The sequence below is a fragment of the Mesorhizobium sp. WSM4820 genome, assembly GCF_055811075.1.
On the sequence record NZ_JBVVQN010000064.1, the window covers coordinates 1 to 1,238 of the forward strand.

General features: G+C 62.9%; 1 protein-coding gene. It reads left to right on the top strand.

All coding sequences use genetic code 11. The features are described from left to right. Positions 1 to 1,236 (top strand): protein adenylyltransferase SelO (locus tag AC0L2R_RS33705; RefSeq protein WP_473514090.1); only part of this gene is annotated, 1,236 nt, incomplete at its 5' end. Between the last annotated feature and the right edge of the window lie 2 nt (positions 1,237 to 1,238).

Genomic DNA, 1,238 nt, shown 5'->3' on the forward strand with positions numbered 1-1,238 from the left:
CAGTTCGTGCCGCAGCTCGGCGACGGAAGGGCAATCCTGCTAGGCGAGATCGTCGATCAGGAAGGAGTGCGCCGGGATATCCAGCTAAAGGGCTCCGGCCGAACACCGTTTTCCCGCGGCGGCGACGGGCGGGCGGCGCTTGGCCCCGTTCTGCGCGAGTACATTGTCAGCGAGGCCATGGCGGCTCTTGGCATTCCGACCACTCGGGCGCTTGCTGCGGTTATGACGGGTGATGAGGTGATACGAGAAACCTACCTGCCAGGCGCAGTGCTGACACGGGTCGCATCCAGCCACATGCGGATCGGAACCTTCGAATTCTTCGCGGCGCGCGGGGACGTGGATGCGGTGAGGGCTCTCGCTGATCACGCGATCGCTCGGCACTACCCGGATGCCGCGGGCGCTGCTCGCCCCTACCTGGCACTGCTGGAGAGTGTGATTGCGCGCCAAGCGAACCTCATAGCGCAGTGGCTGCTCGTCGGCTTCATTCACGGGGTTATGAACACCGACAACATGTCTATCGCCGGCGAGACGATTGACTATGGCCCCTGCGCTTTTCTGGACATCTACGATCCCAAGACCGTATTCAGCTCGATCGACCAGTTAGGTCGCTACGCTTATGCCAATCAGCCTGCGATCGCCCAGTGGAACCTGACGCGGCTGGCGAAGTGTCTGCTGCCCCTCCTGGCTGAGGATCAGGACAAATCCGTGGAGCAGGCACAAGATGCGCTTTCTGCCTTCGCAGCACGGTTCAGCGACGCGTATAATAGTGGCTTGCGTCGCAAGTTGGGACTTTTGTCGGAGCGGGAGGGCGATCTTGCGCTGACGCAGGATCTTCTCGATCGGATGGTCGCTGGCAAGGCGGACTTCACCCTGACTTTCCGACGCCTGAGCGAGGCCGCTATGGGACCCGAAGGCGACGTCGCGGTGCGCAGCCTCTTCGAAGACCCTGCCCCATATGACGACTGGGCCGAGCGCTGGCGCAAACGGCTCGGGCAAGAGCCGCAGGAAGGTTCAGCGCGCCGGGCTTCCATGCAGCGCGTCAATCCGGCCGTTATCCCCCGCAACCACCGCGTTGAGGCGGTCATCGAGGCCGCCGTGGAGAAACAGGAGTTCGGACCGTTCGAGGACCTTCTGACCGTGCTCGGCAAGCCATACGAAGTCCAGCCAGGCTTCGCGAGCTATGCCGAGCCACCACCGCGCGATGGCCGCGTCTATAAGACCTTTTGTGGGACCTGAAC